Source organism: Nocardioides endophyticus (assembly GCF_039543845.1).
Taxonomy (GTDB): Bacteria; Actinomycetota; Actinomycetes; order Propionibacteriales; family Nocardioidaceae; genus Nocardioides; species Nocardioides endophyticus.
This window is the reverse complement of record NZ_BAABKN010000003.1, coordinates 1-15,021: the sequence shown is the minus strand read 5'-3', so window position 1 is coordinate 15,021 and position 15,021 is coordinate 1. Positions and strand designations below refer to the sequence as shown.

The 15,021-nt window shown below is 68.4% G+C and carries 15 protein-coding genes, 4 tRNA genes and 1 pseudogene; 10 read left to right on the top strand and 10 right to left on the bottom strand.

The features are described from left to right. Positions 1 to 46: 46 nt before the first annotated feature. Both ABEA33_RS00840 and ABEA33_RS00835 read right to left on the bottom strand, forming a co-directional pair. Positions 47 to 397 (bottom strand): STAS domain-containing protein, encoded by a 351-nt coding sequence (locus ABEA33_RS00840; protein WP_345524612.1) that lies wholly within the window; start codon positions 395 to 397, stop codon positions 47 to 49. A 42-nt stretch (positions 398 to 439) separates the two neighbouring features. Then, on the bottom strand, positions 440 to 640 hold the full coding sequence (locus ABEA33_RS00835) for a hypothetical protein (protein WP_345524611.1): 201 nt from the start codon (positions 638 to 640) through the stop codon (positions 440 to 442). Positions 641 to 705: 65 nt separating this feature from the next. On the opposite strand from ABEA33_RS00835, the gene ABEA33_RS00830 reads away from it, so the two are divergent. Beyond that, positions 706 to 1,053, top strand: coding sequence for a hypothetical protein (locus ABEA33_RS00830; RefSeq protein ID WP_345524610.1), 348 nt, complete (start codon positions 706 to 708; stop codon positions 1,051 to 1,053). A 97-nt stretch (positions 1,054 to 1,150) separates the two neighbouring features. On the opposite strand, the gene ABEA33_RS00825 is transcribed toward ABEA33_RS00830, so the two are convergent. From ABEA33_RS00825 to ABEA33_RS00805, 5 genes are all read right to left on the bottom strand, one after another. Then, positions 1,151 to 1,684: a mismatch-specific DNA-glycosylase gene (locus ABEA33_RS00825; RefSeq protein WP_345524609.1), complete on the bottom strand. Its 534-nt coding sequence runs from the start codon at positions 1,682 to 1,684 to the stop codon at positions 1,151 to 1,153. A 208-nt stretch (positions 1,685 to 1,892) separates the two neighbouring features. After that, positions 1,893 to 2,522, bottom strand: a complete 630-nt coding sequence (locus ABEA33_RS00820) for a hypothetical protein (RefSeq protein WP_345524608.1) — start codon at positions 2,520 to 2,522, stop codon at positions 1,893 to 1,895. A gap of 338 nt (positions 2,523 to 2,860) precedes the next feature. Then, a tRNA-Val gene (locus ABEA33_RS00815) sits at positions 2,861 to 2,935 on the bottom strand. A 23-nt stretch (positions 2,936 to 2,958) separates the two neighbouring features. Continuing rightward, positions 2,959 to 3,032: transfer RNA gene (locus ABEA33_RS00810), tRNA-Cys, on the bottom strand. A gap of 30 nt (positions 3,033 to 3,062) precedes the next feature. Next, positions 3,063 to 3,135: transfer RNA gene (locus ABEA33_RS00805), tRNA-Gly, on the bottom strand. A 142-nt stretch (positions 3,136 to 3,277) separates the two neighbouring features. On the opposite strand from ABEA33_RS00805, the gene ABEA33_RS00800 reads away from it, so the two are divergent. After that, positions 3,278 to 4,099 carry an aminotransferase class IV gene (locus ABEA33_RS00800; RefSeq protein ID WP_345524607.1) on the top strand — a complete coding sequence of 274 codons (822 nt, stop codon included), beginning with the start codon at positions 3,278 to 3,280 and terminating at the stop codon, positions 4,097 to 4,099. On the opposite strand, the gene ABEA33_RS00795 is transcribed toward ABEA33_RS00800, so the two are convergent. Next, on the bottom strand, positions 4,088 to 4,513 hold the full coding sequence (locus ABEA33_RS00795) for an SsgA family sporulation/cell division regulator (RefSeq protein WP_345524606.1): 426 nt from the start codon (positions 4,511 to 4,513) through the stop codon (positions 4,088 to 4,090). The two genes, ABEA33_RS00800 and ABEA33_RS00795, sit on opposite strands and share 12 nt — an antisense overlap. A 96-nt stretch (positions 4,514 to 4,609) precedes the next feature. Between ABEA33_RS00795 and ABEA33_RS00790 the strand changes: the two genes are divergently transcribed. Next, positions 4,610 to 4,681: transfer RNA gene (locus ABEA33_RS00790), tRNA-Val, on the top strand. Between the two features lie 162 nt (positions 4,682 to 4,843). Here ABEA33_RS00790 and ABEA33_RS00785 read toward each other — a convergent pair. Both ABEA33_RS00785 and ABEA33_RS00780 read right to left on the bottom strand, forming a co-directional pair. Further along, a complete protein-coding gene (locus ABEA33_RS00785) occupies positions 4,844 to 4,978 on the bottom strand; it encodes a hypothetical protein (protein ID WP_345524605.1) in 135 nt (44 codons plus the stop codon). Positions 4,979 to 5,128: 150 nt separating this feature from the next. Beyond that, positions 5,129 to 5,605: a P-loop NTPase family protein gene (locus tag ABEA33_RS00780; RefSeq protein WP_345524604.1), complete on the bottom strand. Its 477-nt coding sequence runs from the start codon at positions 5,603 to 5,605 to the stop codon at positions 5,129 to 5,131. Between the two features lie 298 nt (positions 5,606 to 5,903). On the opposite strand from ABEA33_RS00780, the gene ABEA33_RS00775 reads away from it, so the two are divergent. The 7 genes and pseudogenes from ABEA33_RS00775 to ABEA33_RS27335 form a co-directional block, all read left to right on the top strand. Then, a complete protein-coding gene (locus tag ABEA33_RS00775) occupies positions 5,904 to 7,391 on the top strand; it encodes an aldehyde dehydrogenase family protein (protein ID WP_345524603.1) in 1,488 nt (495 codons plus the stop codon). A gap of 205 nt (positions 7,392 to 7,596) precedes the next feature. Continuing rightward, a complete protein-coding gene (locus ABEA33_RS00770) occupies positions 7,597 to 8,712 on the top strand; it encodes an NDMA-dependent alcohol dehydrogenase (RefSeq protein ID WP_345524602.1) in 1,116 nt (371 codons plus the stop codon). 28 nt (positions 8,713 to 8,740) lie between these two features. Beyond that, entirely contained in the window at positions 8,741 to 9,670 is a 930-nt protein-coding gene (locus ABEA33_RS00765) for an AAA family ATPase (RefSeq protein WP_345524600.1), read from the top strand. A gap of 212 nt (positions 9,671 to 9,882) precedes the next feature. Beyond that, positions 9,883 to 10,626 (top strand): VWA domain-containing protein, encoded by a 744-nt coding sequence (locus tag ABEA33_RS00760; protein WP_345524598.1) that lies wholly within the window; start codon positions 9,883 to 9,885, stop codon positions 10,624 to 10,626. Between the two features lie 22 nt (positions 10,627 to 10,648). Continuing rightward, positions 10,649 to 12,379, top strand: a complete 1,731-nt coding sequence (locus ABEA33_RS00755) for an AMP-binding protein (protein WP_345524597.1) — start codon at positions 10,649 to 10,651, stop codon at positions 12,377 to 12,379. A 203-nt stretch (positions 12,380 to 12,582) separates the two neighbouring features. Then, on the top strand, positions 12,583 to 14,226 hold the full coding sequence (locus ABEA33_RS00750) for a sigma-54-dependent Fis family transcriptional regulator (protein ID WP_345524596.1): 1,644 nt from the start codon (positions 12,583 to 12,585) through the stop codon (positions 14,224 to 14,226). Between the two features lie 120 nt (positions 14,227 to 14,346). Next, positions 14,347 to 14,490: pseudogene (locus ABEA33_RS27335) on the top strand (aldehyde dehydrogenase family protein); the annotation flags it as partial. Positions 14,491 to 15,021 lie beyond the last annotated feature (531 nt).

Sequence of the window (15,021 nt, the reverse complement as noted above, 5' to 3'; positions counted from 1 at the left end):
TGTTCTGGCCCCGGCGGCGCGCACACCCGGTCTCGGATCTCGGGGATCACGAGGCGGGGGTGCCACCGCCGGGTGTCCATTTCGGCAGGCCGAAGACGCCGTCGAGCCGGCTGATCGAGCACAGCCGCACGAACTTCGGAGACGTGGCGACGAACTCCATCGTCCGGCCCTCCGCCGCCAGCACCGCGTGCACGCGGGCGAAGACGCCCAGCGCCGAGGCGTCCACGAACGAGACGCCGGAGACGTCGATGACGACCCGGGAGCACCCGAGGGCCAGCGCATCGTGCAGCCTGATAGCGACTTCGCGGGCGGTGAAGATGTCCAGCTCGCCGTCGGCCGCGATCGTGGCGGTCGTGTGGTCGATCGTGACGTCGATCGCGAATTCATCTGCTGACACGCACTCTCAACGCGACAACTGCCGCGGAGTGACGGGTGAGAGTCAGGCGGCTTCCTGCGCAAGCCCCGGCAGCACGTGATCGTGGATGTCGCAGCCGTGCTCGCACTGTCCGTGCGTCGGCAGCCACAAGACGACCTGGTCGGGCTCGGCGGGGTCGGCGAGGCCTTCGTAGGTCACCACCATCGAACGCCGCCCGCAGGCGGGGCACCGGGTGACCTCGCAGCTGAGGTACTGGGCGTCCATGCGTTTCGGATACCCGGCTTTCGCGCCCCTGACACCTGTTCATCTCGGTGTGCTCAACTGCTGCCATGGCTGGTATGCACCTGGTGGGGACCAACGGCAGCATCGACCTCACCCTCGACGGCCTGATCTTTCGCCGTACGACGTCCGCGGCCGCGAGCCGCGGCGTCGCCCGGCTCCACCACGTCGACTGGGCTCGCGTCGACCGGGCGACCATCGTCACCTCCGGCAAGGGCAAGCCGGTCGTCGAGATCCAGGTCGCCGGCGCCCCTCATGTCGAGTCCCGCCGGCACGACCCGCACGCCGTGAAGGTCAAGCGCCGCATGCTCGACGACGCACAGCTGTTCGTGGACCAGGTGAACTCCGAGGTCGCCACCCGGCGCCGGTGGGACGCCGCGGCCGCGGTCGACGCTTAACCGTCCGTTCGACGAGTCGACCGCTTCCGACTCCTCGTCGTTGGCCCGACATTGCCGACGCGTTCATCGACGGTCGCCCAGGCTGCGGAGAAGCGGGTCATGCCCGCTCGTTACCCGTCTGGCCTCTCGTCGATGCCGCGGGGGACAGTGCCGCGAGGTCGCGCCACCAGGAGAGCCGGTTGGGACGACCGTCGTAGTCCTTGCGCTGGTTGGCGCCACTCACGCCGGGGAGGACGAACACCTGGGCCGGACCCAGATACCAGTCGACCGGACCGAGGCCCGGACGACGTACGCCGAGAGCACGCGCCGCCTCGTGCGCGACGGTCTTGCTGGTGAAGGCCAGCCAGTCTGGCCGCCACCGCTCGAGCTTCTCGATCAGCTCGTCGATCTCCACCCACCGCGGGTCCCAGTGCCCGACCAGGTCGGTCAGGCCGAGTCCGAGGTCGGCGACCAGCGCCTCCTCGTCGGGCCGTAGGCGCCGCGGCGACAGGCCGCTGAGATGCATCGACTCCCAGAAGCTGTTGCCGGGCGAGTCGTAGTGGTGGTCGCGCAGCTTGGTGCTCTCGGCTCCCGCCAGCCCGCAGAAGACGATGGCGGGGTCGGGGGCGACGATGTCGGGCAGGACCTCCACACGACCACCTTCTCAGCGCCGCCAAACTGGCGTGCGCGCCGGGAGCCGGTGGTCTCGTGTCGCGCGACCCCGCTCGAATCGAATCGGCTTGGGGGCCTGCCCGAGCGGGGCCGCGCAAATCCGCTCTACCCGCCCAGCCGATCCTCTGAACGCTGGTCTGGACAGGTCAGCTGGCCGGACCGGGTCCCTGCCGCCTGTTGTGGAGGCGCTACTTCCGGACCCCCGTCAGAGCCTCGCCGAACTCGCCGCCGTCGAACCAGTTCCAGGGGTGCACAATGACGCCGTACCCGGTGCCGAGCGCTGAGGTGTGACAGGGGTCGGCGATGCCTGCGGTGGCCAAGGCAGCGGCGGTCAACCCTGCACTGAAGCCCTTCCAGCTCGGGGGCTGGAGCACGCCACGCTTCCGCTCCTGCTTCGTTCTCTCCGCCAGCTGAGCGTGACTCAGCCGCACGGACGCGTGCAGGACGTCCCATTCGCCGGGGTCATCGCTGCCGTTGCGGTCCCCCCACAAGATGATCGGTGCGCTGGCGTCCGCGGCGCACATCGTGTAGCCCTCGTCCTCGGTCCACCAGTACATCTCTCGCGGCGGGACGTTCCTGTCCTCGCCGATCGCCCAGCCAATGCAGTTGGCGTTCATGTCGGCCGGCTTGAACGCCGTGAGCTGGAAGACGCCTGCAGACATCTCTTCGACCTCGGCCGCATCGAACTCGTCGACACTCGCGATCCCCTTGTCCTCGTCTCCGTGAAACTTCTCGACCTTGGCGTTGTAGGCCGTGTTGTGGAAGGTCGCCAGATTCTTGACGTCGGCGGCTGGGATCGGAGTGGGGTATCGGCGCACGATCAGCTCGGGAGCGGTGGGAAGTCGGCGTAGGCGGTCCAGTGGATCGCCTGGGTCGACCTCCGGGGCGGCTGCCCCCGTCTGACCGTGCGCTATCGATCCAGATGGCATCGGGAACGGCATCGGGGCTGCCGGGCTACCCGATCTATCGGACGGCCGTCGAAGCGGCTCGGGCGAGTTGCCCGTCGACTTCCGAGACGTCCTGTGCATGCACCGCAGTGTGTCGTACGAGCGCCGATCGTGCGGTCGATTCAGGCTGAGACCCAGGGCCGCGCGCACCACCCGGGACGAAGAAGGCCCCTGATCTGCGTTGCCGCAGGTCAGGGGCCGTATCTTGCTGGTGGGCGATACTGGGTTTGAACCAGTGACCTCTTCCGTGTCAGGGAAGCGCGCTACCGCTGCGCCAATCGCCCAGGTCTTGAGTTGTAGGACTGCATGGAGGTGGGTACGGGATTTGAACCCGTGTACACGGATTTGCAGTCCGTTGCCTCGCCTCTCGGCCAACCCACCATGAGGCCAAACCAGAGAGAGACCTCTCCGAGCGGACAACGAGACTCGAACTCGCGACCTCAACCTTGGCAAGGTTGCGCTCTACCAACTGAGCTATGTCCGCCTGCGTCCCATCCGGTCTCCCGGTTGGCATGCGTGAGAACAGTAGCCGATGCCCCAGACCGTGCAAAATCCGGTCCCCGTCGGCGAGTTGCGAGGCGTGTGGCGTGCCCCGGCCCAGTGTTCCCGGCTCCTAGGGTGGCTGTATGCGTGCGTGGATCAATGGTGCCCTCCTGCCCGAAGCGAGCGATCCGGCGGTGTCCGTCACCGATCACGGGCTGACGGTCGGGGACGGGGTGTTCGAGGCGATCAAGGTCGTCGACGGGCTGCCGTTCGCGCTCGACCTGCACCTCGCGCGGCTGCACAGGTCGGCTGCGGGCCTGGGTCTGCCCGGCGTCGACGAGGAGCTCGTACGCCGGGGGATTGCCACCGTGCTGGAAGGCGAAGAGCTGTCGCTGGGGCGGATTCGGATCACCGTGACCGGGGGACCGGCACCGATGGGATCGGGTCGTGGCGACGCCGCACCGACCGTCGTGGTCGCCGCCGGCGCGATGTCGCCCTGGCCCGCGACCACCGCGGTGGCGACGGTCCCGTGGCCGCGCAACGAGCGCGGGGCCCTGGCCGGCCTCAAGACCACGTCGTACGCCGAGAACGTCGTCGCGCTGGCCGAGGCGCGGCGGCGCGGGGCGAGCGAGGCCATCTTCGCCAACCTGGCCGGCCACCTGTGCGAGGGGACCGGCTCCAACGTCTTCTACGTCGTGGACGGCGAGCTTCGCACGCCGACGCTGGCGAGCGGGTGCCTGGCCGGGGTGACCCGAGCGCTGATCCTGGAGTGGTACGGCGGCCGCGAGGTCGACGAGCCGATCGAGGTCGTCGAGCGCGCGAGCGAGGTCTTCCTGGCGTCGACGACGCGCGACGTGCAGGCGGTGGCGACCTGGGACGGCCGTGAACTGGTCGCCCCCGGACCGGTGACCTCGGAGGTCGCCGCGCTGTGGCGGCAGCGGGAGCCGGAGCTGCTAGGCCTCTGACCGGGTGAGCTCGGCGACCAGCCGGTCGAGGTCGATGCTCTCGGTGCCCTCGGGCACCGCGGCGAGCGTGCGGCCGAGGAACGACCCCAGGTCGCGGGTCGACAGCTGGGTGACCAGCCGACCGTGGGGGGAGCTGAGCTCGATGACGACCGCGGCCCGGCCGTACTCGTCGATGCTCGGCGACAGCTGGACGTCGCCTTCGCCCACGGGGTCCGTCATGCCCGCGAGCAGCAGATCGCGGCCGATCAGCCAGCGAACGGTTTCCGACGGCCGCCCGAAGCTCACCTCGACCGCCCACGGGTCCGCGGGATCGTAGCCGAGGACGGCCGGCAGGTCGACGCTGCGGCCGCGCGCGTCGAGGCACTGGAGCGCGACGGGCTGGGACAGGGTCCGCGAGATCGGCTGCTGCGTCACGCAGAGGAGACGCGCGACCACGCCGCTCGTGACGCGTCGGCCGGCCCGAATGTGAAGAGGCTGCGCCGGTAGGCTAGAGTCTGCGACCGCACCGACGGGCGATTGGCGCAGTGGTAGCGCGCTTCGTTCACACCGAAGAGGTCACTGGTTCGAACCCAGTATCGCCCACTAGAGAAACCGCAGGTCAGAGGCCCTTTCGAGGGCCTCATTCCTGGTCGCGTGCAACAAGCCCACTCACTGCTGGCTCCGGCCACCAACTGCCACAGGTGCTGTCGTTGCCGCCGGTTGGTTCGGTCGCCGCCCGTCACGATCAGAACCGCCTGCCCGCCCTCAGCATCGCGCCGAGGGGATCTGCTGAGGTGCTTCCTCCAGGTCCTCGAGCTTGATCCGGATGGCCCGCTTGCCGCAGCGGTACGCGGGGAGGATGCCGGCTGCGTCGTCTGGGATGCCGATGGGTGTCACCATCACGTCGCCTCTCGTCGTGGCCGCCGACGGATTCGGCGACTCCATACTGGAGAAGCAACATCAGGCTCGGCGGATCGGACATCTGTGACCGCTGCTGTCGAGACCCCAGCCTCTCCTGGTCTCCTGTGTCATCCAGGCCCCTGGGGCCGATCACTCGTCGCGAGGAAGTTGGTCAGCGACCGATCCCAGGGGAAGTCGGCCGGGAGGTCGGGATCGGCTCGGGTCGGCGCCGAGCACCATCTCGCAGGATCGCGGCCTGCAGCCCGGCCGGAGGAGGCGGCGCACTCGGTCCGTACCGGTCGATGTCGTCAGTGGCCCTCTGGGCGGCTGCCTTGGCCCGAGGTCGGCGCGGTCGCGGTTGAAGACGTCGACCCATTGGTGGCGGGCGTCGTCGAGGGACTCGGCGACGAGGTGGGCGGTGTTGTGGTGACGGCCCCGGGTCATGCCGACGTACGCCGAGGCGGCGCCGGTGGTCTCGCCGAGCGCGAGGTGTGCGGAGCCGACGGTCTCGCCTTGGGCTCCGTAGGCGGTGGTGGTGAAGGCGAGCTCGACGTACTCGGCGGGCAGCGTGCGCCTGCCGGCGCGGCCGGTGACGAGCAGGCTGCCGTCCTCGCCGATGCCGGCCACGGTCCAGGTGTCACGGTGGCGAGTTCCATCAGATTGGGCCCAGGGCGTCGACCTCGGCTGAGCGGCACCAGGGTGGCGATCGGCGTCGCGGTCGGCTTCAGCCCGGCTTGCTCAAGGAGCAACAGCTCGATCCAGTTCACCGAGGGCTTGGGTGTGGTGCGCTGGCACTTCGTAGTGGTAGCGATGTCACGGCTCGTGCCCAGTCGTGCGCTCCGCGCTGCTGTTCAAGAACTGAACATCTCTCGGTCGGACGCCTACCTAGTGTGACGTGCGTCGCTCATCCATCCAAGGAGTCCACGTGTCCATCGCTTCTGCCAAGGTCAAAGAGTTTCTCAATTCCTCGCCTCGCATGCTCATCGACGGGGAGTGGGTCTCAGCCAAGTCGGGCCAGACGTTCGACACGCACAACCCGGCTACTGGGGAGGTCCTGGCCAGCGTGCCGCTCGGCGCCAGCGAGGATGTAGATCTTGCGGTTGCCGCGGCCCGCCGTGCCTTCGACGCCGGGGGCTGGGTCGCGATGCGGCCGAACACTCGGGAGAAGATCATCTGGCGCATCGCCGAGCTCATGGACGAGTACGCCGCCGATCTCGGCGAGCTCGAGTCACTTGACAACGGCAAGTCGGTCGGCATCGCCACAGTTGCCGACGTGCGGTTCGCAGCCGAGTGCTTCCGCTACTACGCCGGCTGGCCGACCAAGCTGACCGGGACGACGAACAATCCCTCGATGCTTCTAGCGGACCCGTCCCAGGAGTTCCACGCCTACACGCGGCGTGAGCCCGTGGGCGTGTGTGCGCAGATCGTCCCCTGGAACTTTCCTCTCCTGATGGCCGCCTGGAAGATCGCTCCCGCTTTGGCGACCGGAAACACCGTTGTGCTCAAGCCGGCCGAGCAGACTCCTCTGTCGGCGTTGATGCTCGGTGAGATCCTTCTCGAGGCCGGTGTGCCGGCCGGGGTGGTCAACATCGTCACCGGCGAAGGGGAGACCGGGGCGGCCCTGTCCAGTCACGACGACGTCGACAAGGTCGCGTTCACCGGCTCCACCGAGGTGGGCAAGCTGATCGTGGAGGCGGCGCGAGGCAATTTGAAGAAGGTGTCGCTCGAGCTGGGCGGCAAGTCACCGAACATCGTCTTCGCCGACGCCGACATCGCCGCCGCTGTTGCCGGCACGATTATGGGCTTCACCTTCAACTCCGGCCAGGCTTGCGAGTCGGGTACGCGCGTCTACGTCCACGCCGACATCTACGACGAGTTCACGTCCGCCCTCGCCGCGGCGGTGGGCACGCTCAAAGTCGGACCGGGCAACGACCCGGAGTCGGCCATCACGCCGCTGGTCTCTCAGGAGCAGCTCGACAGGGTCACCGGATATCTCGAAGCGGGCAAGGCCGACGGGGCGCGGGTTCTCGTCGGCGGCGAGCGGGTGGGGGATTCCGGCTACTACGTTCAAGCGACGGTGTTCGTTGACGCGACGCCGGACATGTCGATCGTGCGCGAGGAGATCTTCGGGCCGGTTGCGGTGGCGATGAAGTTCACCGACGAGGACGAGGTGATCGCTTCGGCCAACGACAGCGACTACGGCCTGGCCGCGGGCATTTGGACGACGAACCTGAGCCGCGCCCACCGTGTCGCGGCACGGCTGAAGGCCGGACAGGTGTGGGTCAACACCTTCCACGCCTTCGACGCGGGGCTGCCGTTCGGTGGGTATCGGCAGTCTGGCTGGGGGCGCGAGCTGGGGGCCGAGTCGATTGAGCTCTACACGCAGATCAAGGCCGTCAACATCGCTCTCTGAGGACCAGCTCGTTCCGGGCTCCTCGTCACGACAGCGCCGCGTCGGTCCCACAGCCGATCGCGGCGCTGTCGTCGTCTCCCAAGGTTGCGCTGGGTGCACCGCTCGTCACCGACGTAGACCGGCGCAGATGCGTCTGTCCAGTTGTTGAACAGATAGACAGTGTGACCGCTGACACACTTGGACCACTACCAGCCTAAGGAGAATCATGAAGACCCAGGCAGCAGTCGTCATCGAAACTGGCAAGCGGATCGAGATCGAGGAGCTCACGCTCGACAAGCCCCGCGCGGGAGAGGTGCTGATCCAATACACCCACGCCGGCCTGTGCCACTCCGACGTGCACATCGCTCACGGTGACCTCGAGGCTCGGCTGCCGATGGTGCTGGGCCACGAGGGTGCCGGGATCATCCAGGAGGTCGGCGAGGGCGTCACGCGCGTCAAGGTCGGCGACCACGTCGTGTGCTCGTTCATCCCCAACTGCGGCACCTGCCGCTACTGCGCCAGCGGTCAGCAATCGATCTGCGACATGGGCGCGACGATTCTCGAGGGCTACCTGCCCGGCGAGCGTTTTCCGATCACCGGGCCGCGTGGCGAGTACGGCGCCATGTGCATGCTCGGCACCTTCAGCCAGTACGGCGTCATCCACCAGAACTCCTGCGTCAAGGTCGACGACGATCTGCCGCTGGAGAAGGCGGTGCTCGTCGGCTGCGGCGTGCCGACCGGTTGGGGCGCGGCGGTCAACACGGCCAACGTTAAGGCCGGTGACACCGTCATGGTCGTCGGCATCGGCGGCATCGGCATCAACGCCGTGCAGGGCGCCCGGCTGGCCGGCGCGAAGAACATCATTGCGGTGGACCCGTTGGAGAACAAGCGCGAGAAGGCCATGGAGCTCGGCGCGACCCACAGCTTCGCCAGCACCGACGAGGCGATGCAGACGCTCACCGACCTGACCCGCGGGCAGATGGCCGATTCGGCCATCCTCACCCCCGGTCTGATGACCTCCGAGATCGTGGCGGGTGGGTTCAGCGCGGTCGGCAAGGGCGGTGTCGTGGTGCTCACCGGGCTCAACAAGCTCGAGGAGCAGAACATCGAGCTGCCGGGCTCGATCATGACGCTGTTCCGCAAGACGCTGAAGGGCAGCCTGTTCGGCGACTGCAATCCGACGGTCGACATCCCGCGGATCCTCGGGCTCTACCAGAGCGGCGACATTAAGCTCGACGAGATCATCACCCAGACCTACACGCTCGACCAGGTCAACGACGGATACGACGACCTGCTCGCCGGCAAGAACGTGCGCGGCGTCGTCGTCCACAGCCACAACTGAGGCCCCGGAGACCATGCTCAGCAACACCATGACAGAGACGCCCTCCGTGGGTGCGGCCTGTGCCGCCGCGCCCACGGAGGTCATCGAGCGGGCCGCTGAGGCTGAACTGCTCGAGGCGGCCCTCCTCAGCGGCGCGCACGTGCTGCTGGAGGGTCCGCCGGGCACCGGCAAGTCGACGCTGCTGCGCCGCATCGCCACCGGTCGACGGATTCCGTTCGTGATGGTCGAGGGCAACGCCGAACTGACCCCAGCCCGCCTGATCGGCCACTTCGACCCGGCCCTGGTGCTCTCGAAGGGTTACGTGCCCGAGATCTTCGAGGACGGCCCGCTGCTCGAGGCCCTACGCACCGGCGGCTTGCTCTACGTCGAGGAGCTCAACCGCATCCCCGAGGAGACCCTCAACGTCCTACTGACCGCGATGTCGGAGCTCGAGATCAACGTGCCACGGCTGGGCCGGGTCGCCGGCGCGCCTGGGTTCGCGCTCGTGGCGGCGATGAACCCGTTCGACGCCATCGGCACCGCCCGCGTCTCCAGCGCGCTCTACGACCGCACCTGCCGGATCTCGATGGACTACCAGACCGCCGGGGCAGAGCAGGCGATCGTCGACCTGCGTATCGCCGACCTCGACCCGACCTGGCGCGCGAAGGTCGTCGACCTCGTACGCCGGACGCGCGAGCACGACGACATCAGGTTCGGCTCGTCGGTCCGCGGGGCGATCGATGTCGCCCGGCTCTCCGTCGAGCTCGCCCGGTTGCGCGGCACGCGCACCGACGACTGGCACGTCGGGCTCGCCGCGGCGAAGGCCTCGCTCTCGGGGCGGATCCGGCTGCATGACGGCTGCGACCGCACCCCCGAGCAGGTCGTCACCGAGCTGTACGTCGCGGTGTTCGGCGCCGAAGCGAGCGAACTCGACCCGGACGCCCCGGACAGCACCGAGGGGTCGCCGGGGGAACCCTGAGCCCGCCCCCTGGGGCGGGCGGATCCCCTCCATCCTCGCAGAAGCCAGGGTCTCGGCAGCGCAAGTCGGCGCCCCGCACCACTGGGCGTTCCGACCTGGCCAAGAATTCCAGGTTTGCCGAGCTGTCGCCCCAGGTCGGCGAGCTCGACCTCGAGGCAGTCGCCGCCGTCCTGCGCTCAGATCCCGACGACACCCTCACGTTGCTCGTCGAGATGTCGCACGCGACCGACGAGCGTCTGCGGGACGCCGTACGGCGCCTCGCCCCGCGGCTGATCATCGACCAGACCCGTCGCGGTATCCCCCGCAACCGCGGCGTCAACAAGCCACGTCCGGTCCCGGCGCACCGAGGTGGCGACCTCGACGTCGACCGCTCCATGGACGCCATCGTCGGCGCCCGTGCCGAGGCCCGGATGCCGTCGCTGGAGGACATGACCGCCACCGCGTGGAGTCGGCCGGAGCTGGCGCTATGCCTGGTGATCGACTACTCCGGATCGATGAACGGGACGCGACTGACGACCGCTGCGGTCGCCGGAGCAGCCTGCCTCACCTATGCACCCGAGGAGCACGCGGTGCTCGCCTTCGCGGCCGCCACCACGCCGCTGAAGAAGATCACCGACGCCGCTCGGGCGACCCACACCGTCGAACGCATCCTCGCTCTGCGGGGCCACGGCACCACCGGTCTCGCCGGGGCGCTGCGCGAGGCCCGCCTCCAGCTGGCCGGCGCCCGCGCCAAGCGTCGCGTGGTGCTTCTGCTCTCGGACTGCCGGGTCACCGACGAGATCGATGCGACCGCCGCGGCCCGCGCGATCGACGAGCTCGTGATCCTCGCCCCGGCCGAGGACGACGACGAGGCACGCCGGCTCGCCCGCGACAGCGGTGCTCGCGTGACCTCGATCGGATCCGTGCTCGACATACCGAACGCCTTGAACTCCATGCTCGCCGACGACCGACCGTGACCAACCCTATGAGGATGCGCCCGTGACGACCCCCACCACTTCTGCCCACGCCGCCTACCGGGCGGCGCGCGACCAACTGCTAGCGCTGCGGACCGAGCACGACCGCGCCACGGCAGAGTTCAGATTCCCCGATGTCGGCGACACATTCTGTTGGGCTGTCGACTGGTTCGACGTGGTCGCACTCGACAACGACCGGCCCGCGCTTGTCATTGCCGAGGAGGACGGCTCCAGCTCGACGTCGTCGTACGACGACATGCGGCGACGCTCGAACCGTCTGGCGCGATGGCTTGCGAGGCGCGGAGTCGCCCGCGGCGACTCGGTGATCGTCATGCTCGGCAACCAGGTCGAGCTCTGGGAGTCGATGCTGGCGGTCATGAAGCTCGGCGCCGTGGTCATGCCCACCACCGTCGCCGTCGGTCCGGCCGAGCTGCGCGACCGGATCGAGCGTGGCCAGGCTCGACATGTCATTACCAACGCCGCAGAGGTCACCAAGTTCGACGACGTCCCCGGCGACTACACCCGAATCTCCGTCGGTGCTGTAGACGGATGGGCTGACCTTCACGCGGCCACCGCCGAGGACGACGCTCCGCTCCCTCACCCGGGCACGGGGTCCCGGGACCGGTTGCTCCTCTACTTCACCTCCGGCACGACGTCGCGGCCCAAGCTCGTCGAGCACACCCAGGTGTCCTACCCGGTCGGCCATCTGACGACCATGTATTGGCTGGGCCTGCAGCCCGGCGACGTCCATCTCAATATCTCGTCCCCGGGCTGGGCCAAGCACGCGTGGTCCTGCTTCTTCGCCCCATGGATCGCGGAGGCGACGGTGTTTCTATACAACTACACGCGCTTCGACGCCCCCGCACTGCTGGGACAGCTGCGCTCGCGCGACGTGACGACCTTCTGTGCGCCGCCGACGGTGTGGCGGATGTTGATCCAGGCGGACCTGTCCGGGGGCCCGGGATCGTTGCGCGAGGTGATCAGTGCGGGCGAGCCGCTCAACCCCGAGGTGATCTCCCAGGTGCAGGACAAGTGGGGGCTGACCCTGCGCGACGGGTTCGGGCAGACCGAGATGACCGCGGTCGTCGGGAACTCTCCCGGCCAGGTCGTCAAGGCAGGCTCGATGGGTCGACCGTTGCCAGGGGTTCCTGTCGTCCTGGTCGACCCCGTCACGGCCGAGCGAGTGAGCGGGGCCGGCGCCGAAGGGGAGATCTGCCTCGACCTCACCGGACCCACTGGCCGCCCCGTCCCGCTGATGGTGGGCTACCACGGCGACGACGAGCGGACCGCCGAGGCCATGGCTGACGGTCTTTACCACACGGGCGACGTGGCCTCGCTCGACGAGGACGGTTACATCACCTACGTGGGACGCACCGACGACGTGTTCAAGGCCTCCGACTACAAGGTCAGCCCGTTCGAGCTCGAGTCGGTGCTCATCGAGCACCCAGCAGTGGCCGAGGTGGCCGTCGTACCCGCGCCGGACGCGCTCAGGCTGGCCGTGCCTAAGGCTTACGTCGTTGTCGCATCCGGCTGGCAGCCGGACCGGGTGACCGCGTTCGCAATTTTCCGGCACGCCCGTGAGCACTTGCCGCCGTACCTCCGGATCCGTCGTCTGGAGTTCGGCGAGCTGCCCAAGACCATCTCGGGCAAGATCCGTCGCGTCGAGCTGCGAGGCCGCGAGGACGCCCTCGCCCGGGAGGGCGAGACGTCGACGGACGAGTACCGCGACGACATGTTCCCCGACCTCCGGTCCTGAGGTCGGCGCCCAGGGGCACACCCGTCCAGGGGACTCTTGGCCCGGAGCTCGTCGACGACTGCAGCTGGTTCGGCCTTGCTCGCCCACGATCGGACCCGATCTGGCGGGACGATGCGCGTGTGTTCAGAAGCCGCACAGCCGCATCTGGCCCTGGGGTGCATGATGTGACGACCAGCACACGCGCCACGAAGGGATGGGTCCAGATGTCGCAGGCAGCAGAGATCGACGAGGGTCCTCCCGGTGGACGTGCCGAGATCGCCGCCTCGTGGCGGCGGGCCAGCCTCGCGGGCGTTGATCGCCGCGACTCCTTCGAACGTCTCACTCCCGGTGATATCGATCCCCGTAGTTCCCTGCTGGTGGGTGCGGCTCCCGTGCTCGACCAGCTCGAGTCGAGTCTGGTAGGCACCGGCTATGCCACGCTCCTCGGCGATCGTGAATGTCGCATCGTGCGTCGCTGGTTCGACGAACCCAGGACGCGCGACGGATTCGACGCCCTCAGCTTCCGTGAGGGTGCGAGTCTCCTGGAGGAGGCCGTCGGAACTAACGGGCTCGGGACCGTCTTCGAGACCCGACACCCCGTCGCGATCAACGGCCCCGAGCACTTCGCCGAGTCGTTACGACGCTTCAGCTGCTATGGGCATCCCATCCGCCATCCTCTGACCCGACGCATCGAGGGTGTCCTCGACATCTCTATCGTCGGAGACACAGCAGGTTCTCTGGTCCCTGCCCTGATAGCCCGGGCGGTCCTCGACATCGAGCAACGTCTGCTCGACGGCAGCCGGTTCTCCGAGAAGAGCTTGCTCGCGGCCTTCCAGACCGCGTCTGGCCGCTCCCGAGGTGCTGTGCTGGCCGTCGGCGAGGACATCGTCATGTGCAACCAAGCGGCGTCAGATCTGCTCAGCTCGTCGGACATCGCGCTCCTCCAGGTGTTGGCGGACGACCCGCCCACCAGTGGGACGAGTACGCTCCGGCTCAACCTCGACGCGGGCCGGGCGGCCAACGTCACCGTGACTCGAGTGGCGGGAGCCCGCCGGGGGGTCCTGCTCCATGTGGTTCCGCGGTCCGACGGCCCGCACCTGACCCCGTCGGCCATCTCGACCTCGCAGTTCCCGCGTGTGCGGGCTCCCATCCTCATCTCAGGCCAGCCGGGAACGGGGCGATCCACGCGTGCTCGAGAGCTCGCACCGCTCCCGACCCGGGTCCTACGTGCTGCGACGGCCCTGCTCGAGGGCGACGTGGCGTGGGCGAAGGCCTTCGAGGCCGGTATGAGGCACACCGAGGGCTCGGTCGTGGTGGACGGTATCGACCTGCTCAGCGACGAGCTATTGGACCTGGTGATCGAAGGCGTGGACAGGAGCGTGCGACCCCAGGTGATCTTGGTCAGCGCGCCGATCGACTCGCTGAGCGGACGAGCGGCCATGTTGGCCGGCGCTGCGACCGTTCGTGAAGAGCTGCCACCTCTGGGTGCCCGCCGGGATGAGATCTCGGACCTGGCAGCCTCGATGCTGCGCGACGTCGCCGCTTCGGGCTCGGTCCACCTGACGCCGGGCGCGATGCACGCACTGGCCGCCCACAGCTGGCCCGGCAACCTGCGTGAGCTCAAGGCTGTGGTCACCCACGCCGCAGCGCGCCGCTCGACCGGCGGCATCGCCGCGGGCGACCTTCCTGAGGGTTACCGCACGACGACGCCAGGCCGCGCTCTTTCCCCACTCGAGCGCGCCGAGCGCGACGCGATCCGGGTGGCGCTGCGCGCTGCCGACGGCAACAAGGTGCGGGCCGCGCGCGAGCTGGGCTTGTCCCGGACGACGCTCTACGCCCGCATCCGCCAGCTCCGCATCGACGGCTAAGAGCGCTGCGGCGATCGCTTCCGGGGTCTGGTGAATGTGCAGATATCGAACAGTGAGAATCAGTGACGCCCACCATGCTCGAACTACGACGGGGCCGCGCGTCACGGGGTCGGAGTCGCTGCCAGCGTCTGGACGCGTGACATCTCCAAGGTCCACCGGACCGCGCGCGACATCAACGCGAGCACGGTACGGGTCAACTGCCACAACGCCTTCGACGCGGCGATCCCCTCCGCGGGTTTCAAACAGTCGGGATGGGGGCCGTGAGCTCGGTGAGGGCGCCACCGACCTACACATCCTGAACAAGTTGGTAGCCTCGCCAATTGATCGGAAGGTTTGACATGGCGTCCCCACGGCCCCGACCGATTGATGCCCCGCACGACGTTCTGCCAGCGCTAGGTGGTCAGCTTCGGCCTCACCGAAGACCGAGCACGAGCCGAGGGATTCGAGCCGAAGGTCGCCGGGGTCCCTTTCTCCGCCAACGGCAAGGAGCACAGGATGGCGACCCAACGGGCTTCGTCAAGGTTGTCTCGGCCGAGTGCGGCCTACTACTGAGTGGCCACAGCGCGGGAGCCGAAGCGGCATTGCCGCAACGCGAGTTGAAGCTCGCCCAGGGCTGGGGTCTTGGCACCTTCGAGCTGTCCCGCAGGGTCCACGTCCATCCGACGGTCACACGATTAATGCCTGAGCCCCCTGCCCGAATGTACTTGTCGCACTCCTCGAAGGATCCACGATGCCTGCCTCTCGCCTGCTGCCCTCGGACGAAGCCGTCGACCTGATCGCGCTCGTGCGCGACCT

Bases quoted from the DNA above. Each gene is read 5' to 3' on its own strand.
- ABEA33_RS00835 (WP_345524611.1), bottom strand. From the start codon at position 640: ATGGACGCCCAGTACCTCAGCTGCGAGGTCACCCGGTGCCCCGCCTGC.
- ABEA33_RS00830 (WP_345524610.1), top strand. From the start codon at position 706: ATGGCTGGTATGCACCTGGTGGGGACCAACGGCAGCATCGACCTCACC.
- ABEA33_RS00800 (WP_345524607.1), top strand. From the start codon at position 3,278: ATGCGTGCGTGGATCAATGGTGCCCTCCTGCCCGAAGCGAGCGATCCG.
- ABEA33_RS00785 (WP_345524605.1), bottom strand. From the start codon at position 4,978: ATGGTGACACCCATCGGCATCCCAGACGACGCAGCCGGCATCCTCCCC.
- ABEA33_RS00770 (WP_345524602.1), top strand. From the start codon at position 7,597: ATGAAGACCCAGGCAGCAGTCGTCATCGAAACTGGCAAGCGGATCGAG.
- ABEA33_RS00765 (WP_345524600.1), top strand. From the start codon at position 8,741: ATGACAGAGACGCCCTCCGTGGGTGCGGCCTGTGCCGCCGCGCCCACG.
- ABEA33_RS00760 (WP_345524598.1), top strand. From the start codon at position 9,883: ATGTCGCACGCGACCGACGAGCGTCTGCGGGACGCCGTACGGCGCCTC.
- ABEA33_RS00750 (WP_345524596.1), top strand. From the start codon at position 12,583: ATGTCGCAGGCAGCAGAGATCGACGAGGGTCCTCCCGGTGGACGTGCC.